The sequence below is a fragment of the Pseudotabrizicola sp. genome (assembly GCF_030684215.1).
Taxonomy (GTDB): domain Bacteria; phylum Pseudomonadota; class Alphaproteobacteria; order Rhodobacterales; family Rhodobacteraceae; genus Pseudotabrizicola.
Genome location: NZ_JAUXOV010000042.1, coordinates 1 through 25,354, shown reverse-complemented (window position 1 = coordinate 25,354; position 25,354 = coordinate 1). Strand labels below are relative to the sequence as shown.

Sequence of the window (25,354 nt, the reverse complement as noted above, 5' to 3'; positions counted from 1 at the left end):
CTCGCACTCTCACCCAAACCGCCGCCCGCCTTCGGTGAAGGTGTACTCGTTGACGATAATCCCCTCCTCGATGGCCTCGTCTGAGGTCAGATAGTCGTATTCGGCCTGAAGCTGGCGATAGACCCAACGTGCGAGATCACGCAGCGCTTCGGTCACAATTTCGTCCGCATCCTCAGTCGGCGGCTGCCAGATCGAGCTGTCGCGCGTGACGTCAACGGACATGGCATATTCGTGGTAGTAGCGACCACGGTGGCTGACCTCAGCGGCGAGCTGGTAGAAGTTCCGCCGCTGGATGGCTTGCAGCCGGTCGGCGATGCCATGCAGCGCCGCGTCCGTCGGGGCATAGTCCCGGATGCGCGCGGCCGCGCCCCTGGCGTGGGACCAGTAGCCCTCGAAACACGCCTTATGCAGAGCACCGCATAAAGCGTCTTATGCCGAGCGACGGATTATGCGGAGCGGTCAGGTCATCACGCTGTAAACGCGAGGGATTTTCGACAATCCGCTCCGCATAACGACGGGCTTGTGCCCTCGCGGGTTCTTTTGGGCGAGAAGTGGTTCGCCGGCATTTTCCGGCATTGAACCCATGTCAGGAGAACGAATGTCCAGCACCCCCAAGAAAAGGCGGAACACGCCGCGGTATCTCACGCTTTCAAGGCTTCATTTCGCCGGTCCCTACTTCGAGGGCTATGTCCGTTGGCTTCAGGGACGGAATTACACCAAGACAACGATTTCGATGCTGACCATCTACTTGGGGCATTGGACGGATTGGATACACGACGCCGGCTATGATCTCAGTACCATCCACAGCGGCTACGCAGCATCCGTACCGGCCTTCAGGGCCATGCCGAACTACTCCATGCGATTGCGATCAGGTGCCCTCTTCGTTCGCTTTCTTGAAGAACTGGGTATTGTCGACCAACTGCCGAAGCCGCCGTCGCCGAGTGATCGGTGGCCGATCCTTGGCGAGTTCCGGGATTGGATGCTCCGAAATCGTGGGGTGATGGACAGCAGCCTCGACACCTATCAGAACATCCTTGTTCACATGTTCCGCGTCCTTGGCGACGCGCCTGAGGCTTATAGCGCCCATGCCATCAGGGAGTTTGTGCTGGGACGCGCGGGCATGCACGGCGTTGCTCATGCAAGGATGACGGTGACCGCCACTCGCGCATTCCTGCGTTTCCTGATCGCAACTGGACGTTGCCCGGCCGGCCGTGATCAGGCCATCCCGAATTTTGCGGGCTGGCAATTTGCACCAGTACCAGACTTCCTCAACGACGCTGACATCACGAGGATCGTGGCTGCTTGCAGCGGCGAGGCCCGCCTGCGCGATCGCGCGGTCATTCTGTTCCTTGTCCGACTCGGCTTGCGCGCAAGCGAAGTCGCAAACCTTGAGTTCGATCACATCGACTGGCGGAACGGTCGCATTGCCATCAGGGGTGGCAAGTCCCGTCGTGAAGAATGGCTGCCTCTTCCGCAAGAAGTCGGCGAAGCCCTGCTGGCCTATCTGGACAGGGGACGGCCGTCATTGGCCACGCCGCGCGTGTTCGTCACAGCGCAAAATCCAATGCGTCCGATGTCGAGGTTTGCTGTGAACTGCCTGGTTCAGGCGGCTCTTGACCGGGCGGGCATCCAGAGTGGTCGACGCGGTTCCCATCTGCTTCGTCATTCGGCGGCGACAGCGATGCTTCGGCACGGAGTCAATCTTGCAGGGGTCGGAGCGGTCCTCCGGCACCGCTCGCTGTCCACTACCATGCAATATGCGAAGGTTGACTTCGCTCTGCTCCGCGAAATTGCCCGGCCCTGGGCGGGGGAGGCTGCATGCTGATCGAGGAAATCAATCGCTACATCGCATTGCGAAGGTCGCTTGGCTTCAAGCTCAAGGAGACGGCCAAGAACTTGGCTTGGTTCGGCCAGTTCGTCGAAGCCAGAGGTGAGCGACACGTCAGGACGGCAACAGCGGTGGCCTGGGCTGAAAGTGCGTCGACGCCAGACACTCGGTATCGCCGCATCACGGATGTCATCCGTTTGGCAACCTTTCTGCACGCAGAAGACGCTGCACATGAGATTCCGCCGGGAGGCATCTTCAAGGCGCATCGGACCAAGTTCATTCCTTACATCTTCACGGATGATGAATTGGCGAGGCTCATCGTTGCATCTCGGATCAGGCAGCTGAACGAAAGCTCTCCAGTGCGGCGCGAAATCTATGCCGTCCTGTTTGGCCTGATCGCATCGACCGGACTACGAATATCGGAGGCCTTGAACCTGACCCTGAATGATGTTCTGCCGGATGGCATCTTGCACATCCGAAAGACCAAGTTCGGCAAGAGCCGGATGGTACCGCTACACCCAAGCGTGCCTCCCATTCTCGACCGGTACATGGAGCTGAGGCTGGCCGTCGCGGCCAGCGACGATCACCTCTTCCTTTCCGAAGGAAAGAGGAAAATCTATTACTCTGTCCCGCAAAGGGCGTTCCACGAAATCCTTGCCATCGCGGCGATTGCGCCCGGTCGGTCCAGGCGCCCTCGGATCCACGATCTGCGCCACACCTTCGCGACACGGGTGCTGGAAAAATCTGGGGCCGGGCGCGAAGCGATCGCGCGCAATGCTGTCGCGCTGATGACGTACATGGGGCATTCCAACCTCCGGTACACGTACTGGTATCTGCATCGGACGCCCGAGCTACTGGCCGAAATCTCTGCCGCAGCCGAGGAACTTTTGACGGAGGGCGGCTCATGACAGCCCTTGCGCCGGTCATTACGCAGTTCATGCAGGATTACCTGCCTCGGCAGCGCGGGTTCAGCGCCCACAGCAGCGAAACCTATGCGCATGCCTTCAAACTGCTGTTCCAGTTCGCGGCGAGGCGTGTCGGATCCAGCCCGTCGCAGCTCAGTATCGAGCAGCTGGACGCACCATTGATCCTGGCCTTTCTGGATCATCTCGAGACTGATCGAGGAAATGGCGCCACTTCGCGAAATGCACGGCTCGCAGCCATCAAGTCGTTCATGCGGTTCGTTGAATACCAGTATCCAGCCCTCCTGGCTCAAGTCGCGCAAATCCGGGCGATCCCGACAAAACGTTGCGAGAGCAAGCTGGTCCAGCACCTGTCCAAGGACGAGGTGCAGGCAGTTCTGAATGCTCCCGATGTCACGACGCGCTTGGGTGCCAGGGATCGCGCCATGATGCACCTTTGTTTTGCGGGAGGGCTGCGCGTGTCGGAACTCGTAGGGGCTGCCTTGACCGATCTGGTTCTAGGCCAGACTCCAAGCCTGCTGGTTCGAGGAAAAGGGCGAAAGCATCGGCACTTTCCGCTCTGGAAGCAGACGGCTTCAGACTTGCGGGCTTGGCTTGCCGTGCGGGGGCTTGCGCCTGCACCGGAGATCTTCGTCAATGCCGAAGGGAGAGCGATGACGCGATCCGGGTTCGAGTATGTGCTCGACAAACACGTCGTGAAAGCTTCTCAGCACTGTCCATCATTGGCGGGGCGTTCAGTGTCGCCCCACCAGCTCAGGCATAGTTGCGCCGTGATCATGCTGGAGGCGACCCGCGACATCCGAAAGGTCGCGCTTTGGCTGGGACACGCGGACATCCGAACGACCGAGACCTATCTGCGCGTTGATGCTGCCCAAAAGCTCGAGGCTGTAGAGGCGGTCATCCCGCCCGAGCTGCGTCGCGGAAAGTTCAAGGCTCCGGATGCGTTGATTGCGATGCTGATGACCGGAAGGAAAAACACGCTGACCTGAACCCGTGCGGAATTATGCGGAGCGGATTGTCGAAAATCCCTCGCGTTTACAGCGTGATGACCTGACCGCTCCGCATAATCCGTCGCTCGGCATAACAGGCCCCATCGCCCTGGCTCCAGAACCCGGAGAACCAGATGCTGGGTTTCGCCCGCATGCCGCCGCCCATCAGGCGGACGGGCGTGGTCTTCAAACGAATGCCGAGGATTTCACAGACCCGCTCGAAATCCTCGTAGACCGCATCCCACCAATCGTCATAGGGCCCGAGTTCGCGATACCACCTGCGCGCCTTCTCCTTGGCGGCGTCGGACAGTTCCGGGAACTGATAAACCGTGGTGCAGATGACCTCAGGCATCGAAGTCCTCCCCTCGCAACGCGGCCTCAAGCCATTCATGCGTGCTGGTCCAGCCGATGGATTTCCGGTTTCCGAGATCAATGACATGCGCGCCACCGCCGAAGGCGTCCAATCGGGGCCGGGAACAGGTGTAAGCGACTTCGAACCCCCAAAGACCAGTGAGCTCGATCTCTTCCGCTAGGCACAGCACGAAGCGTATGACGCCTTCGATATCGCCTTCCCCCTCATCGTCATGGAACCAGAGGATTGAGCTTTCGGGACCGTCCTGTTGCGTCATGGCAAAGCCCGAGTATTCCGGATCGTCCGATCCTTCCTCGTCGAGATGTAGGCGGGTCAAGAGATCAAGCGCCGCTATAGCCTTTTCGGGCGAGCCCACGTCGAGGACGCAGGAAAAGTGGGTGAAATAGTCGGCCATGGTGCCTCCAGAAATGAGAAAGCCCGGCCAGAGAGCCGGGCGGATTGGAACATGCGGGTCGAGAAAATGCTGATCACGCGCAGTCGGCGTGCGCCCAAACCTGAGCCTCTGCATGGGCCTGCAAGAGCTCGCGGTAGTAGCGTTTGCGCGCCGCGCGCCAGCTGCGGACGGCCAGCGTGTCGGGATGCAGGCGACCGATGGAGACGCGCAGCATCGCGAGTGGCGTGATCCCGGGCGAGACGCCGAGATTGAGGTATGCCCGGCTCTTGTCAGCGGACCTCCACTACGGGTGGCGCAAGATGCGGATCAACCAACACCTCGATCTTCTCAGTGCGGCCCATCCAGGGTTCTGGCCGGATCGCCTTGACCCAGTCGGTGAAGCTCGGAATGAACCCCAGATCCTCGCGGACGTGCTGCTCGCCCACCCAACGGGTCGGAATGATCCTGCCGGTCGACAGTGTGATCGTCGGCCCGAAGACAGTCTCGGAAAGCCAGATTCCCGCCGCATGATGAAACATGGCTCTGTGGCGAAAGTCCGCAGAATGGGCTTTCGAGCTGTCATTTATGTGGACAGCATGCCGACGGTGGCGTTTTGCCCTATGCTGGCTGCCACGACCCGCAAAATCACCGAGGCGCAGATGTTTAAACTGAGAAGCGCCGACGGTGGCGCGACCATTCTTGTGACAGATATGGACGGCAACGCAGTCGACCCGATTTGCAGTTTTGTCGGCTATCTGGGGGCGAAGGCGTATTCGCCGAACACCGCCCTCGCCTATGCACGCGACGTCATTCATCTCTGGACCTTTCTCTCAACCCAAGGAATTCACTGGACCTCCTTCTCCCCCGAACTCTCGGCCGCATTCCTCGAGTACCTCCGGTCGGTAAACGCCAACCGCAAGCGCCGGGATACTTCGATCAGACTGGTGGTGAGCGAGGGGGCTGCCGTTCGGCAGGGCCTTTCAGCCGCAACGATCAATCGCATCCTCGTGGCGGTCGACGCCTTCTATCGCTGGGCGATTTTCACCGGAGCGTTCAGCGGGGCAAACCCGATCGCGAAGAAGCAAGATCAAACGTCTTGGCGGGTGAGCGACAGGCATAGGCCGTTTCTGACTGGGATTTCACGGCAGAGGTCTGAGGTCAGAGAATTGCGCCTGAAGACCATGCAGCGGCTTCCAAGACCGATGAATCAGCAACAGGTCGAAGGTTTATTGGCCGCCACGCGCAATCTCCGCGATCGCAGCCTGGTATTGCTGATGCTGAACGGAGGCCTGCGCCCCGGAGAAGTTCTCGGGTTGCATCTCGCCGATATAGGCTACGGGCGCAGACGCATCTTTGTGCGCTGCCGCGATGATCATCCAAAGGGCGCACGATCGAAGTCCCGCGTCGAGCGCGTAGTCGATTTGCATGATGGCGAGACACTGGAAACCCTGAACACATACGTCATGCACGAACGACCGGGTGATGCTGACGTTCCTTTCGTGTTCCTGGTCGGCGGCACAGGCGTAAACCGTCAAGAACCGCTGTCTTATTCTGCGCTGGCGCGACTTTTTGCTCGCGCATGTGATCGCGCCGAGATCCGAGAGCCGTGGATGACCCCGCACGCCCTTCGCCACACCCATGCGACGCGCATGTGGGAGGCGGGGATGCGAGAACTGACATTACAGAAGCGATTGGGTCATGCCTCGCCGGAATCGACAAGAATTTACACAAGGGTTTCCGACGCCGTGGTGGTCGCAGAGTATCGACACGCCTTAGGGCTGGACCGTCCTTCGCAAACAACGGACGGAGAGGCTCTGTGACCCATGTATCGTCAAAATCGGCCGTCGACCGCCCTGTCATATTTGAGCACGCAGACGAAGCTGACTATGCGGCATTTCTGGCGCGCATCCCGATGGCTGAAAGTTTTCGCCGCAAGCGGTTGATATACCGATCCATGTTCATTGAGAGTTGGCCGGATATCAGGGATTGGTTCGCTGCCCCCCTGCCGATCAGAATTGGCTGCCTAAATGGTGACAAGCAGGCCCATCCGACTTATCCGGTCAGCTTTCGGGCACGCAGCTATCTCTATTACGCAGCCATGACCGACCGAATCCGGTTGGACTACGATTTCCTGTTCGCAGTCGGAAACATGCGCGTGGCGGAGACGATGGAGCCATTGAACGCCTATGAAGGGCTCGACGCACTGGTCGCGGACAGTGCGAAGATTGGCTATTCCGCAACCGGCGTGCAAGCAGCGCTCCGCGTGGTTTTGCCACGTCTTGCGATGCACACGGGTGTCCGCTCTTTTGGCGATCTTCGCCAACATCACCTTGACGAAATGATCGCAGGTGTCGACGCCTTCGCCGCACGGCACGACACTCATATCTTCCGAAACGAGAAAGAAGACTTCCCGGCAGGCTTTCAGCGCAGCTGGCGGGTCAAAACCCGCGTTCTGCAGCTGCTCCTCTTCCAAAACGGGAACGATGTCATCCGGCCTCAGATTATCCAGGACAAACGCAAGCCGATCGCTTCGCCGAGGCCAGACCTGCAGGAATTGGCAAACCGCTGGCTTGAGAGGAAGCGGGTCAGTCTTGCTCGCCCGACCGTAGATCACATGGCCGTTTCGATGAGGCATTTTGTGACTTACTTGTCTACGCGACAGCCCAGCATTTTGAACTTTGCTGACATCAATCCGGAGCTTTTCAACGACTACCTTCGCCACCTTCAGTTCGACATTGCACCACGCACCGGCGCGCCGCTGTCCATAAATGCTCGTCGAGCAAGGGCGGGCACAGTTGCCAAGTTCCTGTCTGATGGCGCAGCATGGGACTGGCCCAATTTTCCGACCCGACCCATTCTTGATCCGAACGATCTGCCGAAGTTGGCACATCGCGTGCCAAGGTTTATTCCCGAGGACCAGCTGTCGCGCCTTATGGCGCAGTTGCCGAGCCTCGAGTGTGAGTTTCAGAGGGCGGCGCTGCTGATCGCCCGCTGGTCTGGCGCACGGCGGGGAGAGGTCATTCGACTCCGCTTGGACTGCCTGGATCAGTATCCCGACGGGACCTTCAGACTGCGGATACCCGCTGGAAAGACTATGCGGGAACGCCTTGTGCCTTTGCATGACGACGCCGCAACGGTATTGCGCGAAGTCATCCAGCGTCGGCTCGAAGCCAACGACCGCCCGATCCGGGATGACAAGACCGGCGACTTGGTTCGTTATGTCTTCTTTCGCCGCAGCGGGCGGATGTCGGCAGACTATTTGCTGCAATACCCCCTCAATCAGATGTGCAGACTCGCCGGACTGGTCGATCAAGATGGAAAGCCGACAGTTACCAGCCATCGGTTTCGTCATACTGTGGGCACGCAACTCGCCGAACGAGGTGCCAAGTTGCACACGATCATGAGCGTCTTGGGGCATCAGACGCCACACATGTCCATGGTCTACGCACGGATCAGCGACGCCGAAGTCCTACGTGACTATCGTAGTGTGCTTGGCCCCGGTGAAATGATCGCTGGTCCCGGTGCCGAAGCAATACGCGCGGGAAAATTATCGTGCTCGGCAATCGACTGGCTGAAATCAAACTTTATCAAGACAGAACTGGAACTTGGCCACTGTCTACGCCTACCCTCTGAGGGGCCATGTGAATGTGACCTCTATCTCAGCTGCGCAAAATTCGTGACCAGCAAAGCCTACGCTGGCAGGCTTCGAGAAAGACGGAAGCTCGAACTGACACTTGCGACAGATGCCAGAGAACGGGGCTGGCAGCGCGAGATCGAACGGCACATCGGTATTGCGGCGCGCATCGAGCGCCTATTGGTGGATCTGGATGAACCGACTGAACCGTGAGTTCCGCAGCGTCTCCGCGATAGACCACAGGAACCTCCCCGCCGTCCGCACCGCCAGCGCTTTGATCCGCGCGGCGCGGACGGCGGGGCCCCTCCTATGGACTATCGCTACCCGACAGGTCGAGAAAAGCCTTGCCTGTCCAGATAACATCTAACCATGCGTGGATGGCCTGATAGTCCTCCACGGTGCCGCCCCATTTTTTCACCGAAGACAGGGCATGGTGATAAGGATGTGCCATTGCCGCCCCTTCAGAAATCATGGGTGTGGAGTTCGGACGACGTGAACCGTTCGTTGAACTCCAGATGGATGCAGCGGGCAGAGGCGTCGAAACAGAACTCGCCATAGGCACCGTCATTGTTCTCCCAGCCGCCATGGGTGTCGGCGAGCAAGTCGTAGGCAAGCTGCTCGACGACATCGGCAATCGACAACTGCCGCATCTCGACCGCCGGGTTGTCCCAGGTGATCGCGGCATAGGGGATTACGATGGAAGGGAACTCCACAGCGACCTCACCCGCCCAGGCGGAAATACTTTCGATCTGGCCGCTGTCGCCCTCGCCATCAAAGGTGACCGTGACATGAGAAATGCCGGCGGCGATCAGGGCATCGAACAGGCGATCCTTGTTGGCCGGACGTAGTTCGGCCTCGCGGGCGGCTTGTTTGGCCTGCGCCGCGAACACTGCGGCGAAGTCGATCGTGGACGGCGGCATCGGCGCGGGGAGGGTGGGTTCAACCTGGGTCATGGGGGTCTCCGAAGAAGGGGGAAGGGTCGGAGCCCGCCGGGCACTCTCTTGCCCCGGCGAAGCTCACAAAAGCCCCCTGCCCTCCTCTGCCTCTTTGGGGTCATGCGGCGATCTGCAGGGCGTGCGCAGCAAAGGCGCGCCAGAGTGGATCGGCGAGGCGGGCCTCCAAGAGATCGGCACGCTGCCGCAGGCGGGTTGCGAGATCGCTTTCCTGCCAGTCCGCGGCGCGGCTTGCCTGCGCCCGAAGCTGGCTTGCTTCCATAACCACGACCCGAGCCTCCGTCGCGGTCATGACAGGAGCGCACCAAGCGACAGCGCCATTCGCTGCGGCACCGGCAAGGACAAGACGCTCATCGCGGTCAAGGATCGCCAGCATGCGCGGTCCGGCATCAGGCTCCAGTTCTTCGGCCATTTTGATCGCGCCCCGCATGGCCTCGGCCAGCGTCATGAAATGGCCGATGATTCGAGGACGCGCCTCTCCCAACATCGCAGCCGGGGGGTTGCGATGGGGCGTCGTCAGGGCAAAGGGCAGCGTAGGGTCAGCAGTGGCTTGCGCGATGTCTGGTACGACGCCAGCCGGAAACGGGGTCGATAGGGCCGGAAAGGGAAGGTCGAACATGGGAAATATCTCCGACGGTGCGGGAAGCCTCTCTCCCCGCCTCAAGCGTCAAAGACAAAACCGCCGCCCTCTTCCTCGAAGGGGCGGCGGAACGTGTTGATCCGAAGGGCGAGTCACATCTTGCCCAAGCCCCGCAGCGAAAGTTCCTGGCCCCCACCCACGATGATGTGGTCATGCAAGGTCAGGCCGAGATATTTGCAGCCCTTCTGGATTTCCTTCGTCATGGTGATATCCGCCTCCGATGGCGTGGGATCACCGGAGGGGTGATTGTGGACCACGATGAGGGCGCTTGCGTTCAGCATCAGCGCCCGCTTGATGATTTCGCGGGGATAGACCGGGACATGGTCCACGGTTCCGATCGAAAGCTGCTCATCCGAGATGACGCGATTGCGCCGGTCGAGGTAGAGGACGTGGAAGCGCTCCACCTCGCCACGCACAGTCAGCGCACAATAATCGCGAACAGCCTGCCAGCTGCCAAGGACAGGGTTTTGGTTCAGATAGCGCCCGAGGATTTCGCGGGCCTCGAGGATGACGGTTTCTTCTTGCGGGGTCACGAGGAGTCTCCGAAAAATGAAAACACCGACGCCCCTGCCCTGTCGAAGGGCGGGCCGTCGGCGCAATTATGAAAAGCTGACCGCCCAACGGGCTTGGGCGGTCAAGCGGATGACGCGCGGCCTCAGCCGACCCGGTCGAGAAGCTTCTTGGCGCGGCCCTCCATGTCGAGGCGGGCATCTTGCTGGGTCTTGTCGCGCGCAAGCCTCGTGATGCCTTGAACGAAGTCGAAGATGCTTTCGGGCGGGCGGCCCTCTTCCATCAGCACCTTCTCGATGATCTTGCCGGACTCGGTCTTCGAGAAGCCGCGCTTCCTCAGGAAATCATCGCGGTCCACATCCGTCCGCGCTACGATCTGCTGCCGCGCGGCCTTGATGCCGTTCACGAAGCCCTGCGGCGAGGAATTGGCAAACCGCGTCAGCGCCGGAGCCGCTTCCTGCGCGAAGCGAGAGGCGGCATATTTCGAGTGGCGGATGGTAATCTCCTGGAAATCCTCGACGCCCCAGAGGTTGCGGTTCTGGCACACCGCTCGCAGGTAGAAGCTCGCCATACCGAGGGTCTTGGCGCCCACCTCGGAATTCCAGCAGTAGAAGCCCCGGAAGTAGAGATCGGGGGAGCCATCAGGCAGCCTGCCCGCCTCGATCGGGTTGTGATCGTCGACGAGGAACAGGAAGACATCGCGGTCGGAGGCATAGAGCGTGGTCGTGTCGCGACTGATTTCGACATCGGGGTTGTAGACCCCGGTCGACCAGTCGAGCACGCCCGGCACCTTCCAGCGCGTGTCACCGGTGCCATTGCCCGCGATGCGTTGCACCGCTTCAACCAGTTCGTGGTCATGGATGCGGCCATAGTCGGGGCCGGTCACCGCGCGCAGTTCGGTGCGACCATCTTCCGTCTCGAAGGTCTTCACTTGCTCAGCACGGTGGTTGGCGAGGCCGTATTGTAGGTTGATCCCCGCCAGCGGCGCGGGCAACTGCCGCAGGTAGGAGGCAGGCGCCCCCACGATGCTGGCAAGCTGGCCGAACGCCCAATGCGTGGGCGCGACGGGTGCCTCGGCTTTCGGCAGGACCAGGTGCAGACGCTCGGGATTGTCGCGCGCGGCCTCGACCCGGATGTCAGCCGTCTGCACCACGCGACTGCGGCTGCGCTCGGACCGGCCCTTAACGTTGGCCCAAAGATCATCGAGCGACAGCTACCGCTCGTCATCGGGCCGGTTGAACCATTCGGACGAAACCCGCCCGTTCCGCTCACCCCGGCTCACATCCACCTTCCAGCCACCAGCCCGCGCCGGTGCGACCGGATCCAGAACTTCAACAACGCCCATCGGCAATCTCCCGCGACAGGCGCCGGGAGCCACTCTCCCAGCCCTCAACCCGTCACGAAAGCAACCAGCGCAGCTCTGACTCTCAGTCGGATTGGGCCAAGACATAGTCAGGGCGGTCGGAGGTGGACGGTTCGCCGGTTGCTGAATGCTGCGTCAATACAGACGAAAATCGCCATGATTTGAGAGGCGAACTCAATGGAACGACACCTTCTGTGATCATGCTGGCGCGGAAGCTTGCAAATGTTCATCAATCGCTAAGGAAACAGGCGGCTTCGAAGAGAGCTCGCAAGGTCGCAGGGCCCCCACGACATTTCATCTATACATTATTGATCGCCCTGCTAGGCTTCGCCAAAAGCCAACCAACAGGGGTAAGCCATGCTCAAACTTGATCGCCGCTCTTTCCTTGCCACAACGGCAGGACTGTCCTTCCTTACGGTGCTGCCCCGGATCGCCTTTGCCGACGGACATGCGGATACGCTGCGCGTCGCCATCGCGGGCGAGACCGGCGATCTGGACCTGTTGCAGAACGTCTCGACGCTGTCGTCCTATTCGGCGGTCTTTGACGCGCTGATCCACTATGGCCCCGGCGGCGCGCTCGAGCCGGGTCTGGCGACAGCCTGGACAATTGCAGAGGATGGGCTGTCGATCAGCTTTGATTTGCGCGAGGGCGTCAGCTTCACGGACGGCACGCCGTTTGATGCAACCGCCGCCGAATGGAACCTGAAACGCTGGATGGGCGTGGCGGATTTCTCATGGATCGGGATCGCTGATGCCTTTGACAGCATCGTCATTGACGCGCCGAACAAGATCACGGTCAAGCTGAAGCGCCCTGTGCCTGCGGCGCTCTTGGAACTGATCATCGTGCGCCCGGTGCGGTTTTTGTCGCCCAAGGCGGCGGCTGGCCAGCCGATCGGCACGGGCCCGTGGATTGTGGAAAGCTATTCCTCGACCGAAACCGTGCTGGTGCGCAACGATGCCTATTGGGGCGACAAGCCTGCCTTTGGGCGCATGGAACTGAAGGTGGTGCCAGACGAGCTGGCGCGCGCCAACGCGCTGCGGGCTGGCGAGTTGGATGTGATTGGTGGCGATTGGGTAGCCGCTCTGTCGCCCCGCCGCGCGCAGGCGCTGGCGGGTGAAGGCATGACCATTGTGGCCGAGCCGGGCACGGCGACAACGATCCTTGGCTTTTCGCCGCAGTCGCCGATGATGCAGGACAAGGCTGTGCGTGATGCGATCTTCCTTGGCATTGACCGCGCAGCGGTGGCAACAGTGCTGTTCGAAGGCTTTGCCGATCCTACCGTGGACATCTTCCCCGCAACCGTGCCGACCGCAGGCAGCCGCACCCCAGTTCCGGCGCGCGATGTGGCCGCCGCACAGGCCGCGCTGACCGCCGGTGGCTGGGCGGGCGATGCGGCGGGTTGGACCAAGGATGGCACGGCGCTGGAAATTGCCTTCCTCGTCTCCGAGGAGTCTTTTCCGGGGTCACGCCGCATTGCCGAAATGATCCAGGGCATGCTGATGGAAGTCGGCGTCAAAACCAACATCGAAACGGTGGACAACGCCACAATGCACGACCGCCGCCCGAAGTTCGACTATGACCTGACATTCTTCGGCACCTATGGCGCGCCTTATGACCCGCATGGATCGCTGGGGGCGTCGTTCGTGACCGCGTCCGATACCGGGCCGGATGGCAAGATCTATGTCCACCCCGATCTGGATGCGCTGGTTGCAACCGCGCTGGAAACCGGCGGCGATGCCCGTGAGGGTGCGATGCAGGCAGTCTATGACTGGCTGCGCACCAACACGGCGGCCTGCCCGCTGGTGGTCACACAGCGCCTGTGGGCCGTGCATCCGCGTGTGGCGGGCTTCACGTTGCCTGCCACGGACTATGACCTGCCGTTCAAGGGCATCACGCTGGGCTGACCTGACCCAAGGAGGACTGTTACGATGCAACGCATGTTCATGCGGCGGGTGGTGCTTGCCCTCCTTCTGATGCTGGCGGCGACGGCGCTGACTTTCTGGTTGGTGACCGCCGCCCCCGGAAACGTGGCCGCGCTGATCGCCGAGCGGGCGGCCGGCGCGGGTGCCGATGGCGAGATGATCGCCAAGATCGCCGATGATCTGGGCCTGAACGACCCGTTGCCGGTGCGCTATGCCCGCTGGCTGGGCGATGCCCTGACCGGGGATTTCGGGGTGTCCCTGCGCACTGGCAAACCGATGGCCGAGGAGTTTGCCGAGCGTATCCCGATGACGCTGGCGCTGCTGACTGGCGGTGGCGTGCTGGCGCTGGTTCTGTCGTTGGCGATGGGCATTGCGGGAGCGGCGTCGAATGGCGGGATTGTCGACCGCCTGCTGCATGGGATGGCGCTGATCGGGGCATCGACCCCCAACTTCTTCGTCGCCGCCATGCTGGTGATAGTCTTTTCGGTCTGGCTGGGGATGGTGCCGACATTCGGTGTCTCCGGCCTGACCTCATGGCTGTTGCCGTGGATCACCATTGCGCTGTTCCCGGCTTCGGTTCTGGCGCGTGTGGTGCGGGTGAACCTGCAAGACACCATGTCGCGGCCCTTTGCCACCACCGGCTTTGCCAAGGGCCTGACGCGGCGTGCGGTTCTGCTGCGAGAGGCGCTGCCGAATATCGCCATTCCCTATATGACCACTTTCGGCGCTCAGTTCACCCTGATGATCATCGGGGCCATCGTGGTGGAACGGGTCTTCGGCCTGAACGGCGTCGGTGCCTTTTTCATCGAGGCGATCCGGTTCCGCGACTTCATCGGGATGCAGGCGACGCTGACTCTGTTCGTGGTGTTCTTTGTGTCGATCAACCTGTTGGTGGACCTGCTGGCCATGCTGGCAGACCCCCGTTTGCGGAGGCCGAAGAAAGCATGAAAAACTGGCCCTGGGCGATCCTTGCCCCCGCATTCATCTTTGTTCTGATCGGCATTTTCTCACCTTGGCTGATGACCCACGACCCCGCCGCGCAGGATTATGGCGCGCTGCTGAAAGGGCCGTCCTGGGACCATTGGCTGGGCACCGACTACCTGGGCCGCGACATGTTCAGCCGCATCATTGGCGGCGCGCGCACCTCGCTTGTGGCGATGGCCTTCGTTCTGGTGGCGGCCTTGGCCATCGGCGTCGTGATCGGGTCTTTCGCGGGCTATGTCGGCGGCAAGACCGAACTGGTGCTGATCTCGGTCATCGACATTGCCCTGGCACTGCCGTCGCTGGTGATCGCGCTGGCGCTGATGGGGGTGTTCTCGGGCGAGAACTTCAACTGGATGAGCGACTACTGGAAGATGGTGGTCGCCCTGACACTGGCCTGGTGGGCGAACTATGCCCGGATGAGCCGCGCCGTCGTGGTGGCCGAATTGCAGCAACCCTACATCGAAGCGGCTCGCGTGATGGGGGCTTCGCATATCTGGATCTTCACCCGCCACATCCTGCCACATGTGCTGGGGCTGGTGGTGGTCTATGCCTCGGCCGATGCGGGTGCTCTCGTACTCGCCATTGCCACCTTGTCCTTTCTTGGCCTCGGTGTAGCACCCCCCACCCCGGAATGGGGGCAGATGCTGGTCGACGGCATGTCCTATATCGAGGAAAACGCCGCATTGGTCATCATTCCCGGCCTTGCGCTGACCGCCGTCGTCGTCAGCTTTAACCTTCTGGGCGAGGCCTTTGCGCTGCAAAAGGTGCCGCGCGCGGTGCGGGGGCGGTTGCTGGCCCGCAAGAAAGCCGCCCGCGCTGCCGAAGAAATCGCCCGGCAGGAGGTGGAGGCATGAGCGCGCCAATCTATCAGGTCGAAGGTCTGGTGATTGACCTTTACACCCCCACCGTTTCCGTTCGCGCCGTCGATGGCGCGGGGTTTCATGTGGCACCCGGCGAGACACTGGCGATTGTGGGAGAAAGCGGCTCGGGCAAGACGGTGATGACGCTGGGGCCGTTGGGCCTTCTGCCGGAAGGCGTGGCGGTAGATTTGCGCGGCACAGCGCGGGCGGATGGGAAGGACATTCTGTCAATGTCGCCCGCCGAGTTGTCGCGTATGCGCGGCGGTTTCTTTGGCGTGATCTTTCAAGACCCGATGTCTGCCCTGAACCCGATGCTGAAGATCGGCCCGCAACTGGCGCGCCAAGCACAGCTCTATGCGGGGCTGTCAGCGCAGGAGGCGAAGAAGGAAGCAGTGTCGTTGTTGGCCCGCTCCGGCATCCCCGACCCCGAGGACCGATATGACCGCTATCCGCATGAACTGTCTGGCGGGATGCTGCAACGCGCGATGATCGCACTCGCACTGGCCGCCCGCCCCCGCGTGCTGATCGCGGATGAACCGACAACCGCGCTGGATGCCACGGTGCAGGCGCAGATCCTCGCCCTGATCCGGCAGATCCAGAAGGAAGACGGGATCGCGGTAATCTTGATCACCCATGACATTGGTGCGGTGTCGGTGCTGGCCGACCGGGTAGCGGTGCTGTACGCGGGGCAAGTGGCCGAAGAAGGCAGCGCCATCGACGTGCTGACAGCACCTTTACATCCCTACACGCGCGGGCTTCTCGCTTCGGTCCCCGATTTCCGCAGCGAGAATGCTACTGGGACCAAGGAAATCCCCGGCATCCCACCCAATCAGGCGCAACTGGAGGCGGGCTGCCGCTTTGCCGACCGGTGCGAACTGGTCCAGCCGCAGTGCCGAACCCACCGCCCGCCGCTGGTCAAGGTGGGGACTGGCGCGGTGCCGCATCGCGTGGCCTGTCCGGTTGTCATCACTGCCGAAGGGATCGTGACCCATGACTGACGCCATTGTCGCCAAGGGACTGAAGGTCCATTTCCAGACCGCCGCTGGCCTCGTTCGCGCCGTTGACGGCGTTGACCTGACCGTGGCGCAAGGCGCGTTCCATGGCATCGTGGGAGAGTCGGGCTGTGGCAAGACCACGCTTGCCCGCGCGCTGATCGGGCTGCAAAGCGCGACCGTGGGGCAAGTGCAGATCCTTGGCCGCGACCGTGCCGAATGGGCGCGCACGGACCGCAAGGGCTTTGCCCGTGCAGTGCAGTTCATCTTCCAGGACCCACTGGGCAGCATGAGCCGCCGCCAGACTGTCGGACAGACGCTGGAGGAACCTCTGCAAATACACGGTAAGGGCGACGCAAAAGCCCGTCGGGCGCGGGTGGCGGAACTCCTTGATCTGGTGGCTCTGCCCACAACGGTGCTGGACCGTTTGCCCCGGTCGCTGTCAGGCGGCCAAAGGCAGCGCGTTTCCATCGCCCGCGCCCTCGCCCTCTCGCCGAAAGTGCTGATCTGCGACGAACCGCTGTCGGCGTTGGACGTGTCGGTGCGGGCACAGATCGTCAACCTGTTCGCCCGTCTGCAGGCACAGCTGGGCCTGACCATCGTCATCGTCGCACATGACCTGGCCATCGTGCGCGAGGTGTGTTCGGCGGTCACCGTGATGTATCTGGGCCGCGTGGCCGAGGAGGGGGCCGCGAAACCATTGTTCACCGACCCCGCCCACCCCTATTCGCAGGCGCTGCTGTCCGCCGTCCCCTCGCCCGATCCGCGCGTCGAAGCGACACGTCCGCGCATTCTGCTGGCAGGCGACCCGCCCAGCCCGCGCAACCCGCCGCCCGGCTGCCGGTTTTCGACACGTTGTCCGGTGGTCGAACCGCGCTGCCGTGAGACGGAGCCTGCCCTGCGGGCCGTGCAACATGGCGGCGCTGCGGCCTGCCACCTTGCAGACGCAAGCGTTCATGCCATGATCTGACCCATGCACGATCACGCCACCGACACGCGCCCCGCGACCCTTCATGCCCGCATCCGGGCCGAAGTGGAGGCACGCATCCTGTCGGGGGAATGGAAGCCCGGCGACCGCCTACCCACGGAAACCGAACTGATGGCGCGCTACGGCTGTTCGCGGATGACGGTGAACAAGGCCATGGCGTCGCTTGCCGCCACCGGCCTGATCAGCCGCAACCGCCGCGCCGGAACCGTCGTGGCCCGTCCCCGGATGCACGCAGGCGTGCTGACCATTCCCGACATTCGCGCCGATATCGAGGCACGCGGCGCCCGCTATGGCTACCGTCCTCTCCTTGATGAGATGCGGCCGCCATGTTGCGTGCACTTGGGTGCCGAAGGGCATCATTTGGGGCAAAGCAGGTTCATCAGATCTGTGCATCTTGCTGATGACAGCCCAGTGCTCATCGAGGATCGCCATGTCTTTCTCGACGCCGTCCCGACTGCCGCATCCGCCGATTTCACCAGTCAACCGCCCGGTCCGTGGTTGGTGGCCCATGTACCGTGGACCGAAGCAGAGCATCGGATCGCAGCGATTTCGGCAGAACCAGTGACAGCAAAGGTTCTGGAAATCGGCCCTGGTGCGCCGTGCCTGCTGGTCGAACGCCGCACCTGGCGCGGCGCAGAAACGCTGACCATCGCAAAGCAGGTTTTCCGTGGTGACGCTTTCGATCTGACGGCACGGTTCGGGCCGACCGCCTGACCCATCAGGCCGAAAGTGCCAGCGCCGCCACAACCACCAATCCAAGCCCCGTCACAACCAGCAACAGACGCGAAACTGTTTCAGCTCCCCGAGACAGGGCCAAGACTTGCCGTCCAAAAACGGAGGCCGCAAGGGCGACTGACCCCAGAACCAGTGCCACGCCCACCATCGACATTGCTGCAAACCCGATGCCGGCCAGCGTCACGCCCTTGGCCGCTGCAAAGGTCATCACGAACAAGGTCAGCGGGCAAGGGATCAGACCAGCCATCACCCCGAACCATTCGCCATGGCGATGAGCCTGCCCGCGCAGCCCCTGCCAGATTAGCCATAGGCCGGACAGGCCAAGCAATGTCCGGCTGATGTCTTCAATCACCGGGGCACGTCCGGCCTCGCCGCGTGCCATGCTGACGACCGGCAGGGCAATCAGCACGATCATAACCGAAAGTCCGATGTGCGTGGCGGCAAGCGTAAAGGCGGTACGCAGTGCTGCACCTTTTCGCGCGCCTGTTCCCGCCAGCCACAGTGCCAGCACCGTCTTGGAATGGCCGGGCGTCAGCGCATGGGCCGCGCCAAAGACCACGGCCCACGGGGCAAAGGCCAGAAGAAGAGTCCAGTCGCCGGTCTCGGCAAAGGCCCGCAAGGTTGAGGCCACGTCCGACAGGATCTCGCGCTGAATGCCGGCTAACCAGTGCCAGAGCCGATACATCTCTGACAGCAGCACGGCCATCATTTGACAAACTGCCCCGCCCTCGGGGCCACAAAGCCGCGACGCATGTGCTGCGCCAGGTCCTGCGCCAGCGGTCGCGCGGCCTCTTGGCAGCCGCCCTGCATCCAGCTTTCCAGTACCGCAAAGACGCCGCCGGTCAGAAAGTCCAGCACCTGCGGACTGACCGCATGGCCCTCGGCGGTCAGCCCAACGGCAAAGCGGGCGCGCATCTGGCGGCGAAAGCGCGTCATGATCGCGTGCCCGGCGGGTGAGCCTTGCAGGCGGCGGTGGAAGGCGGCGCCGGTTGCCAGATGTTCGACCAACCAGAGAAGCGTGCCATCCAGTCCGCCATCTTGTGCCTGATCGGCCAAGGCCGCCTCGCCCGCCGCAAAGACCTCATCCAGCAGGTCCTGCTTGGTCTGGAAATGGGCGTAGAAGGTCGACCGCGCCACATCGGCCCGATCACAGATCATCTGAACCGATATTTCCGCCCAATCCGACTGTTGGATCAACTGCCAAAGCGCCTCTGCCAACGCGCGGCGGGACCTGCGGGCGCGGCGGTCATCTGGGGTGATGTCAGACATGTTCGGGGCCTTGTGTTTGATAGCAGGCAACGCGGGGCGGGTCTGTCGTGGTGCGCTTATTATCCTACACCTATCCCCTATCGGACACATGTCCGCCAAGAGGAAGTTTTCAGAATGACGACAGATTTGCAAATCCCCGTACCTTTTGAGACCCGTTTGCGCAGCCTTGTGCGGTGGGGACTTTACCCGGCCTCATGGGCGGTCTTGCTGGTGGGGATCGCAGGCATCCTGAACAGCACCGAAGGCCCCGCCTCGATCTGGGCGAAGTCGGTGGGGTTTCTGGTGCCGGTTTACCTGCTGATCGAGATCATGCTGCCCTATCAAAAACGCTGGGCGATGACCTGGGGCTCGTTTCTTGCCGACCTCAAGTTCGTGGTGACGAACGGGGCCTTCGGGGCGGCGATTTCGGCGGGGCTGGCGTGGTTTGCGATCACCACGGCGGGGGATCATCCGGGGCCCGCGACCGGCTGGCCCCTGTGGGCGCAGGTTGTCGCGGCCCTGCTGATCTTTGAGGCGGTCAACTATGCCATTCACCGCGCCATGCACGAGATGGGCGGGCCGCTGGGCCGGTTCCTGTGGCTTGCCCATGCCGCCCATCACCTGCCGCCGCGGCTCTATCTGATCATGCATGCCGTGTTCCATCCGGTGAACGCGGTGTTCATTCAGGGCTTTGCGATCATCCTGCCCTTGTGGGCGATGGGCTACACGGCGCAAGCAGTGGCGATCTTTTCCATGATCAATGGGCTTCATGGGCTGATCAGCCATTTCAACGTCGATGTGCGGATGGGCTGGATGTCCTACATCTTCTCGGGCACCGAAACCCACCGCTATCACCACTCGGCCGATGTGAATGAGGCAAAGAACTACGGCGCGACACTGATGGTCTATGACATTCTGTTCGGCACTTTTGTCTATCGCCCCGGCGTGCTGCCCGAGGCTTTGGGTGTCAGCGCTGCGACCGGGTTGCCGCCCTATGAGCGGTTCTTCGCGGTGATGGCTTTGCCGTTCCGGCGCCGGGCTGATCAGGACAGGGCCAGCGTGACCCAGGCCAGCACCAGATAACGGCCGCCTTTGGCAAGGGTGACAATCAGCGCGAACCGCCAGAATGGTTCGCGAAGGACGCCTGCAACCAGGGTCAGTGGGTCGCCGATCACCGGAACCCAGGATGCCAGCAGGCTCCAGTGACCCCAACGAGAATACCAACCCGTGGCCTTGCCCATCTGCGCTTGGGAAAACGGAAACCAGCGGCGGTCGGCAAATCGGATCAGAAACCGCCCCATTGCCCAATTTATGGCGGAGCCGAGGACATTGCCAAAGGTTGCTATGGTCAGAAGTAGCCAGATCGGATGACTTGCAGAAAGGATCATCGCAACCAACACCGCCTCAGACTGCGCAGGGATCAGTGTCGCCGCCGCAAAGGCCGCCAGAAACAGGCCGACAAGCGCGAACATTCTCAGGCCGCGCGGGGCCAGCGGCGGTGCAGGTCGTCGATGACGTAAGCATGGGCATGACGGGCCCCGTGTTCGGCCAAATGCGGGTGATCAGGGGGCAAGTCCGGATGGTCGTGCGCCAACTCGCTGGCATCCTGCGCCGGCCAGATGCGCATTACGGCAAAAAGGCCAAATGCCCCGATGCCTGCAAGGACGAGCGCCGCTGCAGTCAGTCCCGCCCCCGCGCCGACCCACCCTGCGAGCGGATAGGTTACAAGCCAACAGGCATGCGACAGCGCGAACTGCGCGGCGAACACAGCGCCACGGTCTGCTTCACGGGTAGAGCGGTTGATGATCCGGCCAATGGGGGTTTGCGTCAGGGAAAACCCGAACCCAATGATGGCCCAAAGGGCGATCAGGGTGATCAGGCTGCCGACCAGCGGCACCAAAGCAACGCCCGCGACCATCAATGCGGCCCCGCCGATCATCACCGGGCGGTCGGCCAACCGATCAAGGATGCGCGGCAAAAGGAAGGCCGCCAGCATCGACCCGGCCCCAAAGCCCGCAAAGGCCAGCGCTACTGACTCCTCACCCAAACCCAAGCGCGCCTGGACCAGAACCACGGTGTTGACATAGACCATCGCCCCCGCTGCTGCCACGGCGGCCTCCATCACCATCAACCCGCGCAGGCGGGGCGTTCGGGTATAGATGCGGATGCCCTTGGTCACATCGGCCCAGAAATGGCTGTTCTCGCCACGCACCCGATCCGGCAGACGGGCTGTGACCACCAGCAGGGCCGATACGACAAACCCAACCACGGTGCCCACAAACAGGACCGGAAAGCTGACGACGGTCAGCAACGCCGCGGCAATCATCGGTGAGGCGAGTTGTTCCAGATCTTCTGCCAAGCGCAACAGCGACAGGGCATTGGTGTAATCATCCTCGTCCTTCAGGACATCGGGGATGACAGCCTGAAACGCCGGTGTGAACCCGGCCGATGCTGCCTGAAGAAAGAAGATCAGCACATAAATCTGCCAGACTTGATCAACGAACGGCAGGCAGGCGATGACAACTGCGCGGATCAGGTCCAGCGCCACCAGAAAGGCCCGGCGTGGCAGACGTTCCGCAACGGCGGCGGCCACCGGGGCCAAGGTGACATAGGCCACCATCTTGATGGCCAAGGCCGTGCCAAGCACAGCACCCGCGTTGTCACCGGCCAGCTTCCAGGCCAGGAGCCCAAGCGCCACGGTGGCAAGGCCAGTGCCAATCAAGGCCACAAGCTGTGCCGCGAACAGATGGCGGAAAGTCGGGTTGCGCAGGGTCTTCAGCATTTACAGCAGCTTCGTCAGGGATTTGATTTCGGTCAGGTCGTGCGCACCCTCTGCCGTCACGCAATGGTCGATGTGATCATGGATCAGCGCCCGTTTCGCCTCTGCCACAGCACGCTCGACGGCGTGTAACTGCGTGGCAAGGTCAAGGCAGGACCGGCCTTCCTCGATCATCGCGATGACGCGGCGCAAGTGCCCCTCGGCGCGTTTCAGCCGGGTGGCGATAGCAGGGTGGCTTGCATGTGCATGGGGTTCTGACATATGTAACGCCTATCCCCCATGGGGGGATAACGCAAGAAACAAGAACGGCCCTGCGAACAGGGTTGCGCCGAGGAGCAGATGGGCGGGTTTAACTGGGTCATGCGAGCGCTGGCGGCGTTGTTGCTGCTGCTGTCACTGGGGTCTGCCCCGGTGATGGATGCGCTGACCCACGGCCCTGGCACCTTGGCCGCCGAGGCGGATCATGCCGCTTGGCACGCAGAAAAGGGCGAGGTCTGGCAGGCCGACAGCCACCAACACCACGACGGCACGGACCACGATCATGCCTGGTCCGTCATTCTGGCTGGGCAGGACACCGAGATCTTCGACTTGCGGACGGCCGCCGAATTTGACGATCTGCCGGTTTTGTCGGGCGCGATCCGGGATGGACCCAGGCGCCCGCCGCGGGAAACGGTCTGAAGACCTGAACCGGCCTGCGTCTTCCGCGCGGCCTTCCTCAGACCTTTTCTCTCAAGGACCCTATCATGATATTTCTCACCCGGGTGCCTATGCGCATCTGGATTACCCTTGCCACGCTGACTCTCGCGACACTGATCGCCGGTGCAGCATTGGCCCATAACGTAACCGAAGGCGACGCCGGTTACGTGCAGGAGGTTTCCGGCTTCCTGCCCATCCCGTTCATCTACCTCGGCGCCAAGCACATGGTGACGGGATACGACCATATCTTGTTCCTGTTTGGCGTGATCTTCTTCCTCTACCGCATGAAGGACATCGGCCTTTACGTCAGCCTCTTCGCACTTGGCCATTCGATCACCATGCTGACCGGCGTGTGGTTTGGCATCCAGATCAACAGCTATGTCATCGACGCCATCATCGGCTTTTCGGTGGTCTATAAGGCACTGGACAACCTAGGTGCGTTTCAGCGCTGGTTCGGGATGCAACCCGATACCCGCGCGGCGACACTGGCCTTTGGCCTTCTGCACGGCTTTGGCCTTGCGACCAAAATCCTCGACTATGACATCGCGCCCGATGGCCTTCTGGGCAATCTGATCGCCTTCAACATTGGTGTCGAACTGGGTCAGCTGCTTGCCCTGTCAATCATCCTGATTGCGATGGGCTTCTGGCGCAGATCGCCCCGGTTCTGGGGCCAGGCCTATACCGCTAATGTCGTGATGATGTCGGCGGGCTTCCTCCTTGTTTTCTATCAACTGACGGGCCTCGCGCTCTCTTGAAAGGATAAATCATGCACAATGCACAGAAACCCAACCTCGATGATCTGCCGACCGCGCGCCAACTCTGGCGCTCCACAGCCATTGCAGCCGGGGTGGCAGCTGCTCTGCTGGTCACCGTCGTGTGGCCGTCGGAATACGGGATCGACCCGACAGGAGTAGGCGGTCTCCTCGGCCTGACTGACATGGGCGAGATCAAGTCGCAGCTTGCCGAGGAGGCAGAAGCCGACCGTCTGATGATGGAAGGCCAGGTCGAGCCGCAGTCCTCATTGCAGCCGAGCCTCATGGACGTGATCTTTGGTGCCTTCGTCGGCACCGCCCATGCGCAGGAGGCTCCCGCCGTCGCGCCAGAGTGGAAAGACGAGATCACCTTTGCGCTGGACCCCGGTCAAGGGATCGAGATCAAGCTGGTGATGGAAGAAGGTGCCGTCGCTCCGTTTGAATGGAAGGTCGAAGGTGGCGAAATCAACTTCGACCTGCACGGCGATGGGTCGGGTAATGAGATCAGCTATGAAAAGGGCCGGGCTGTGGCTGAAGCAGCCGGTGAACTGACCGCCGCCTTCACCGGCAACCACGGCTGGTTCTGGCGCAATCGCGGCGACGCGCCCGTCAGCGTGACGCTGCGCGTCGCGGGTGCCTACAGCGAAATCAAGCGCTTCGATTGATCAAACCATGGCGGAGGCAGTTCTCGTGCCTCCGCCTGCTTACTTCAAAAGGGCTGTTACCGCGTAGAGGTCAAGGAAGCAGCGCTTGCTTAATGGGAAAGCGTTCGGCCGACGTGATTATCAAAACACATGGCCCCACAAGATTGAAGGCTAACGATCGGACACGCCGACACGAACACACCGTTGCTTCCCTCAAGGCTCGTATTTGATCGCCCCCAGAAACTTGCGATCAAGTTCCGGCTCATCCCACTTCCCCGCTACGGCCATCCATTTTTCCGTCTGTGCAAGAAAATCCGGATCATCGCAGCTGACGTGAAACGTGTAGAGCCGATTGACGATTTCGCGCATGAGGGAACGCATCTGTTCATCGTCGAAGTGCGAGATCTCTGCCCAAGGGATCTTGCGGCCATCAGCATCCAGAACGAAGACATCGGAATAGTCGCCCGTCCGGGTGACCGGAACTATGCCCGCATGCAGCGCTTCCAATCCGGTGTTGCGCACGCACATCACGGCCATAAGTTTGGCCAGACTGGCGGCAATCCGATCTTTGTCTGCGGGTTTCATGAGGAGAGCGTAGCGGCAATAAATCGAGCGGACCAGATGTTTGACGCCACCCGTACGGCAGAAAGCAGCACAAAAGCGATTGAAGCGTCCCGCCCAATGGCGCCCCGTCTTCGCAAGCTGCCAACCGTCCGATGGCCGCGTTCTTGCTTCCTTCATGATGAGTGGGGGCCGTCACGCCTTTTACTGACTTTTGCCCGATAGGCTTTGCCGCATCTTGGCTGGGCAAAGCCAAACCCGGCGGGCTTCCCCGCCGGGCCCGAGGGGGAGACCCCGTTCTTTTCAGAACGGGATCTCATCGTCGCGGTCGACCAGCTCGGGGTTTTCGTTCTCGGCCGACTTCGGACGGCTCAGGAAGTCGACCTTCTCGGCGATGATCTCGCAGCCGTAGCGGTCGGTGCCGGTTGCGTCGGTCCACTTGGTGTAGTGGATGCGACCGTGGACGAGGACCTTCATGCCCTTTTCGCAGTGCTCCGCGACCGTCTTGCCGAGGCCGTTGAAGCAGGTGATGCGGTGCCATTCCGTGTCCATGACCCGGTAGCCGTTCTCGTCGCGGATCACGCGACCTTCCGAGAGGCGCGGCCG

At 61.8% G+C, this 25,354-nt stretch carries 29 protein-coding genes and 4 pseudogenes; 15 read left to right on the top strand and 18 right to left on the bottom strand.

Annotated features, from left to right (window positions below; all coding sequences use genetic code 11):
• Nucleotides 1–9: 9 nt before the first annotated feature.
• Nucleotides 10–402, bottom strand: a pseudogene (locus Q8K08_RS08890) (antitoxin of toxin-antitoxin stability system); the annotation flags it as partial.
• Nucleotides 403–598: 196 nt separating this feature from the next.
• On the opposite strand from Q8K08_RS08890, the gene Q8K08_RS08885 reads away from it, so the two are divergent.
• From Q8K08_RS08885 to Q8K08_RS08875, 3 genes are read left to right on the top strand one after another with little or no spacing between them, the layout of a single operon-like run.
• A complete protein-coding gene (locus Q8K08_RS08885) occupies nt 599–1,825 on the top strand; it encodes a site-specific integrase (RefSeq protein WP_305249811.1) in 1,227 nt (408 codons plus the stop codon).
• Nucleotides 1,819–2,736, top strand: a complete 918-nt coding sequence (locus tag Q8K08_RS08880) for a tyrosine-type recombinase/integrase (protein ID WP_305249810.1) — start codon at nt 1,819–1,821, stop codon at nt 2,734–2,736. Before Q8K08_RS08885 ends, Q8K08_RS08880 begins: the two co-directional genes overlap by 7 nt.
• Nucleotides 2,733–3,740, top strand: a complete 1,008-nt coding sequence (locus tag Q8K08_RS08875) for a tyrosine-type recombinase/integrase (protein ID WP_305249809.1) — start codon at nt 2,733–2,735, stop codon at nt 3,738–3,740. The genes Q8K08_RS08880 and Q8K08_RS08875 overlap by 4 nt, the downstream gene beginning before the upstream one ends.
• A gap of 91 nt (nt 3,741–3,831) precedes the next feature.
• Here the strand turns inward: Q8K08_RS08875 and Q8K08_RS08870 are convergent.
• The 4 genes and pseudogenes from Q8K08_RS08870 to Q8K08_RS08855 all read right to left on the bottom strand — a co-directional run.
• Nucleotides 3,832–4,092, bottom strand: a pseudogene (locus Q8K08_RS08870) (hypothetical protein); the annotation flags it as partial.
• Complete coding sequence (locus tag Q8K08_RS08865; protein WP_305249808.1) at nt 4,085–4,507, bottom strand: hypothetical protein; 423 nt, start codon at nt 4,505–4,507, stop codon at nt 4,085–4,087. The gene Q8K08_RS08865 and the pseudogene Q8K08_RS08870, both read right to left, overlap by 8 nt.
• 73 nt (nt 4,508–4,580) lie before the next feature.
• Nucleotides 4,581–4,721, bottom strand: a complete 141-nt coding sequence (locus Q8K08_RS08860) for a hypothetical protein (RefSeq protein WP_305249807.1) — start codon at nt 4,719–4,721, stop codon at nt 4,581–4,583.
• A gap of 55 nt (nt 4,722–4,776) precedes the next feature.
• A pseudogene (locus Q8K08_RS08855) lies at nt 4,777–5,067 on the bottom strand (hypothetical protein); the annotation flags it as partial.
• Here Q8K08_RS08855 and Q8K08_RS08850 point away from each other — a divergent pair.
• Both Q8K08_RS08850 and Q8K08_RS08845 read left to right on the top strand, forming a co-directional pair.
• Nucleotides 5,014–6,306, top strand: coding sequence for a tyrosine-type recombinase/integrase (locus Q8K08_RS08850; protein WP_305249806.1), 1,293 nt, complete (start codon nt 5,014–5,016; stop codon nt 6,304–6,306). The pseudogene Q8K08_RS08855 and the gene Q8K08_RS08850 sit on opposite strands and share 54 nt — an antisense overlap.
• Entirely contained in the window at nt 6,303–8,333 is a 2,031-nt protein-coding gene (locus tag Q8K08_RS08845; RefSeq protein WP_305249805.1) for a tyrosine-type recombinase/integrase, read from the top strand. The genes Q8K08_RS08850 and Q8K08_RS08845 overlap by 4 nt, the downstream gene beginning before the upstream one ends.
• 148 nt (nt 8,334–8,481) lie before the next feature.
• Here the strand turns inward: Q8K08_RS08845 and Q8K08_RS21970 are convergent.
• The 6 genes and pseudogenes from Q8K08_RS21970 to Q8K08_RS08815 all read right to left on the bottom strand — a co-directional run.
• Nucleotides 8,482–8,571, bottom strand: a pseudogene (locus Q8K08_RS21970) (hypothetical protein); the annotation flags it as partial.
• A 10-nt stretch (nt 8,572–8,581) separates the two neighbouring features.
• Nucleotides 8,582–9,073: a DUF6878 family protein gene (locus Q8K08_RS08835; protein WP_305249804.1), complete on the bottom strand. Its 492-nt coding sequence runs from the start codon at nt 9,071–9,073 to the stop codon at nt 8,582–8,584.
• 100 nt (nt 9,074–9,173) lie between these two features.
• On the bottom strand, nt 9,174–9,692 hold the full coding sequence (locus tag Q8K08_RS08830) for a DNA repair protein RadC (RefSeq protein WP_305249802.1): 519 nt from the start codon (nt 9,690–9,692) through the stop codon (nt 9,174–9,176).
• Between the two features lie 113 nt (nt 9,693–9,805).
• Nucleotides 9,806–10,246: a RadC family protein gene (locus tag Q8K08_RS08825; protein WP_305249801.1), complete on the bottom strand. Its 441-nt coding sequence runs from the start codon at nt 10,244–10,246 to the stop codon at nt 9,806–9,808.
• Nucleotides 10,247–10,368: 122 nt separating this feature from the next.
• Nucleotides 10,369–11,436, bottom strand: coding sequence for a DUF932 domain-containing protein (locus Q8K08_RS08820; RefSeq protein ID WP_305249816.1), 1,068 nt, complete (start codon nt 11,434–11,436; stop codon nt 10,369–10,371).
• Nucleotides 11,437–11,568: a hypothetical protein gene (locus tag Q8K08_RS08815; protein ID WP_305249800.1), complete on the bottom strand. Its 132-nt coding sequence runs from the start codon at nt 11,566–11,568 to the stop codon at nt 11,437–11,439.
• A gap of 375 nt (nt 11,569–11,943) precedes the next feature.
• On the opposite strand from Q8K08_RS08815, the gene Q8K08_RS08810 reads away from it, so the two are divergent.
• From Q8K08_RS08810 to Q8K08_RS08785, 6 genes are read left to right on the top strand one after another with little or no spacing between them, the layout of a single operon-like run.
• Entirely contained in the window at nt 11,944–13,491 is a 1,548-nt protein-coding gene (locus tag Q8K08_RS08810; RefSeq protein WP_304804518.1) for an ABC transporter substrate-binding protein, read from the top strand.
• 24 nt (nt 13,492–13,515) lie between these two features.
• Entirely contained in the window at nt 13,516–14,457 is a 942-nt protein-coding gene (locus tag Q8K08_RS08805; RefSeq protein ID WP_304804520.1) for an ABC transporter permease, read from the top strand.
• Nucleotides 14,454–15,347: an ABC transporter permease gene (locus Q8K08_RS08800; RefSeq protein WP_304804523.1), complete on the top strand. Its 894-nt coding sequence runs from the start codon at nt 14,454–14,456 to the stop codon at nt 15,345–15,347. The genes Q8K08_RS08805 and Q8K08_RS08800 overlap by 4 nt, the downstream gene beginning before the upstream one ends.
• Nucleotides 15,344–16,351 carry an ABC transporter ATP-binding protein gene (locus Q8K08_RS08795; RefSeq protein WP_304804525.1) on the top strand — a complete coding sequence of 336 codons (1,008 nt, stop codon included), beginning with the start codon at nt 15,344–15,346 and terminating at the stop codon, nt 16,349–16,351. The genes Q8K08_RS08800 and Q8K08_RS08795 overlap by 4 nt, the downstream gene beginning before the upstream one ends.
• Complete coding sequence (locus Q8K08_RS08790; RefSeq protein ID WP_304804530.1) at nt 16,344–17,315, top strand: oligopeptide/dipeptide ABC transporter ATP-binding protein; 972 nt, start codon at nt 16,344–16,346, stop codon at nt 17,313–17,315. Before Q8K08_RS08795 ends, Q8K08_RS08790 begins: the two co-directional genes overlap by 8 nt.
• A gap of 3 nt (nt 17,316–17,318) precedes the next feature.
• Nucleotides 17,319–18,047: a UTRA domain-containing protein gene (locus tag Q8K08_RS08785; RefSeq protein ID WP_304804532.1), complete on the top strand. Its 729-nt coding sequence runs from the start codon at nt 17,319–17,321 to the stop codon at nt 18,045–18,047.
• A 4-nt stretch (nt 18,048–18,051) separates the two neighbouring features.
• On the opposite strand, the gene Q8K08_RS08780 is transcribed toward Q8K08_RS08785, so the two are convergent.
• Nucleotides 18,052–18,777, bottom strand: coding sequence for a hypothetical protein (locus Q8K08_RS08780; RefSeq protein ID WP_305249799.1), 726 nt, complete (start codon nt 18,775–18,777; stop codon nt 18,052–18,054).
• Nucleotides 18,774–19,337: a TetR/AcrR family transcriptional regulator gene (locus Q8K08_RS08775; protein ID WP_304804536.1), complete on the bottom strand. Its 564-nt coding sequence runs from the start codon at nt 19,335–19,337 to the stop codon at nt 18,774–18,776. The genes Q8K08_RS08780 and Q8K08_RS08775 overlap by 4 nt, the downstream gene beginning before the upstream one ends.
• Before the next feature lie 114 nt (nt 19,338–19,451).
• On the opposite strand from Q8K08_RS08775, the gene Q8K08_RS08770 reads away from it, so the two are divergent.
• Nucleotides 19,452–20,399: a sterol desaturase family protein gene (locus Q8K08_RS08770; protein ID WP_304804541.1), complete on the top strand. Its 948-nt coding sequence runs from the start codon at nt 19,452–19,454 to the stop codon at nt 20,397–20,399.
• Here the strand turns inward: Q8K08_RS08770 and Q8K08_RS08765 are convergent.
• Genes Q8K08_RS08765 through Q8K08_RS08755 form a run of 3 tightly spaced genes read right to left on the bottom strand, consistent with a single transcriptional unit; the run spans nt 20,360 to nt 22,356 of the window.
• Nucleotides 20,360–20,788 carry a YqaA family protein gene (locus Q8K08_RS08765; RefSeq protein WP_304804543.1) on the bottom strand — a complete coding sequence of 143 codons (429 nt, stop codon included), beginning with the start codon at nt 20,786–20,788 and terminating at the stop codon, nt 20,360–20,362. The two genes, Q8K08_RS08770 and Q8K08_RS08765, sit on opposite strands and share 40 nt — an antisense overlap.
• Nucleotides 20,789–20,790: 2 nt before the next feature.
• The gene (locus Q8K08_RS08760; protein WP_304804547.1) at nt 20,791–22,098 is read right to left on the bottom strand and encodes an MFS transporter; all 1,308 of its coding nucleotides are present in this window, start codon (nt 22,096–22,098) and stop codon (nt 20,791–20,793) included.
• Nucleotides 22,099–22,356, bottom strand: a complete 258-nt coding sequence (locus Q8K08_RS08755; protein ID WP_304804551.1) for a metal-sensing transcriptional repressor — start codon at nt 22,354–22,356, stop codon at nt 22,099–22,101.
• Between the two features lie 78 nt (nt 22,357–22,434).
• Between Q8K08_RS08755 and Q8K08_RS08750 the strand changes: the two genes are divergently transcribed.
• The 3 genes from Q8K08_RS08750 to Q8K08_RS08740 all read left to right on the top strand — a co-directional run bounded on the left by Q8K08_RS08750 (nt 22,435) and on the right by Q8K08_RS08740 (nt 24,208).
• Entirely contained in the window at nt 22,435–22,773 is a 339-nt protein-coding gene (locus Q8K08_RS08750) for a hypothetical protein (RefSeq protein WP_304804554.1), read from the top strand.
• An 89-nt stretch (nt 22,774–22,862) separates the two neighbouring features.
• Nucleotides 22,863–23,546, top strand: a complete 684-nt coding sequence (locus Q8K08_RS08745; RefSeq protein WP_304804574.1) for a HupE/UreJ family protein — start codon at nt 22,863–22,865, stop codon at nt 23,544–23,546.
• An 11-nt stretch (nt 23,547–23,557) separates the two neighbouring features.
• On the top strand, nt 23,558–24,208 hold the full coding sequence (locus Q8K08_RS08740) for a transmembrane anchor protein (RefSeq protein WP_304804556.1): 651 nt from the start codon (nt 23,558–23,560) through the stop codon (nt 24,206–24,208).
• A gap of 192 nt (nt 24,209–24,400) precedes the next feature.
• On the opposite strand, the gene Q8K08_RS08735 is transcribed toward Q8K08_RS08740, so the two are convergent.
• Nucleotides 24,401–24,928 carry a hypothetical protein gene (locus Q8K08_RS08735; RefSeq protein ID WP_304804558.1) on the bottom strand — a complete coding sequence of 176 codons (528 nt, stop codon included), beginning with the start codon at nt 24,926–24,928 and terminating at the stop codon, nt 24,401–24,403.
• A 123-nt stretch (nt 24,929–25,051) separates the two neighbouring features.
• The coding region (locus Q8K08_RS08730) for a single-stranded DNA-binding protein (protein WP_305249797.1) at nt 25,052–25,354 on the bottom strand (303 nt) is incomplete at its 5' end.

Coding starts and splice junctions, on each gene's coding strand:
- Q8K08_RS08860 (WP_305249807.1), bottom strand. CDS start 4,721: ATGCTGCGCGTCTCCATCGGTCGCCTGCATCCCGACACGCTGGCCGTC.
- Q8K08_RS08790 (WP_304804530.1), top strand. CDS start 16,344: ATGACTGACGCCATTGTCGCCAAGGGACTGAAGGTCCATTTCCAGACC.
- Q8K08_RS08885 (WP_305249811.1), top strand. CDS start 599: ATGTCCAGCACCCCCAAGAAAAGGCGGAACACGCCGCGGTATCTCACG.
- Q8K08_RS08785 (WP_304804532.1), top strand. CDS start 17,319: ATGCACGATCACGCCACCGACACGCGCCCCGCGACCCTTCATGCCCGC.
- Q8K08_RS08810 (WP_304804518.1), top strand. CDS start 11,944: ATGCTCAAACTTGATCGCCGCTCTTTCCTTGCCACAACGGCAGGACTG.
- Q8K08_RS08750 (WP_304804554.1), top strand. CDS start 22,435: ATGGGCGGGTTTAACTGGGTCATGCGAGCGCTGGCGGCGTTGTTGCTG.
- Q8K08_RS08755 (WP_304804551.1), bottom strand. CDS start 22,356: ATGTCAGAACCCCATGCACATGCAAGCCACCCTGCTATCGCCACCCGG.
- Q8K08_RS08735 (WP_304804558.1), bottom strand. CDS start 24,928: ATGAAGGAAGCAAGAACGCGGCCATCGGACGGTTGGCAGCTTGCGAAG.
- Q8K08_RS08745 (WP_304804574.1), top strand. CDS start 22,863: ATGCGCATCTGGATTACCCTTGCCACGCTGACTCTCGCGACACTGATC.
- Q8K08_RS08740 (WP_304804556.1), top strand. CDS start 23,558: ATGCACAATGCACAGAAACCCAACCTCGATGATCTGCCGACCGCGCGC.
- Q8K08_RS08760 (WP_304804547.1), bottom strand. CDS start 22,098: ATGCTGAAGACCCTGCGCAACCCGACTTTCCGCCATCTGTTCGCGGCA.
- Q8K08_RS08805 (WP_304804520.1), top strand. CDS start 13,516: ATGCAACGCATGTTCATGCGGCGGGTGGTGCTTGCCCTCCTTCTGATG.
- Q8K08_RS08865 (WP_305249808.1), bottom strand. CDS start 4,507: ATGGCCGACTATTTCACCCACTTTTCCTGCGTCCTCGACGTGGGCTCG.
- Q8K08_RS08770 (WP_304804541.1), top strand. CDS start 19,452: ATGACGACAGATTTGCAAATCCCCGTACCTTTTGAGACCCGTTTGCGC.
- Q8K08_RS08830 (WP_305249802.1), bottom strand. CDS start 9,692: ATGTTCGACCTTCCCTTTCCGGCCCTATCGACCCCGTTTCCGGCTGGC.
- Q8K08_RS08780 (WP_305249799.1), bottom strand. CDS start 18,777: ATGATGGCCGTGCTGCTGTCAGAGATGTATCGGCTCTGGCACTGGTTA.
- Q8K08_RS08815 (WP_305249800.1), bottom strand. CDS start 11,568: ATGGGCGTTGTTGAAGTTCTGGATCCGGTCGCACCGGCGCGGGCTGGT.
- Q8K08_RS08880 (WP_305249810.1), top strand. CDS start 1,819: ATGCTGATCGAGGAAATCAATCGCTACATCGCATTGCGAAGGTCGCTT.
- Q8K08_RS08765 (WP_304804543.1), bottom strand. CDS start 20,788: ATGTTCGCGCTTGTCGGCCTGTTTCTGGCGGCCTTTGCGGCGGCGACA.
- Q8K08_RS08835 (WP_305249804.1), bottom strand. CDS start 9,073: ATGACCCAGGTTGAACCCACCCTCCCCGCGCCGATGCCGCCGTCCACG.
- Q8K08_RS08775 (WP_304804536.1), bottom strand. CDS start 19,337: ATGTCTGACATCACCCCAGATGACCGCCGCGCCCGCAGGTCCCGCCGC.
- Q8K08_RS08800 (WP_304804523.1), top strand. CDS start 14,454: ATGAAAAACTGGCCCTGGGCGATCCTTGCCCCCGCATTCATCTTTGTT.
- Q8K08_RS08875 (WP_305249809.1), top strand. CDS start 2,733: ATGACAGCCCTTGCGCCGGTCATTACGCAGTTCATGCAGGATTACCTG.
- Q8K08_RS08850 (WP_305249806.1), top strand. CDS start 5,014: ATGATGAAACATGGCTCTGTGGCGAAAGTCCGCAGAATGGGCTTTCGA.
- Q8K08_RS08795 (WP_304804525.1), top strand. CDS start 15,344: ATGAGCGCGCCAATCTATCAGGTCGAAGGTCTGGTGATTGACCTTTAC.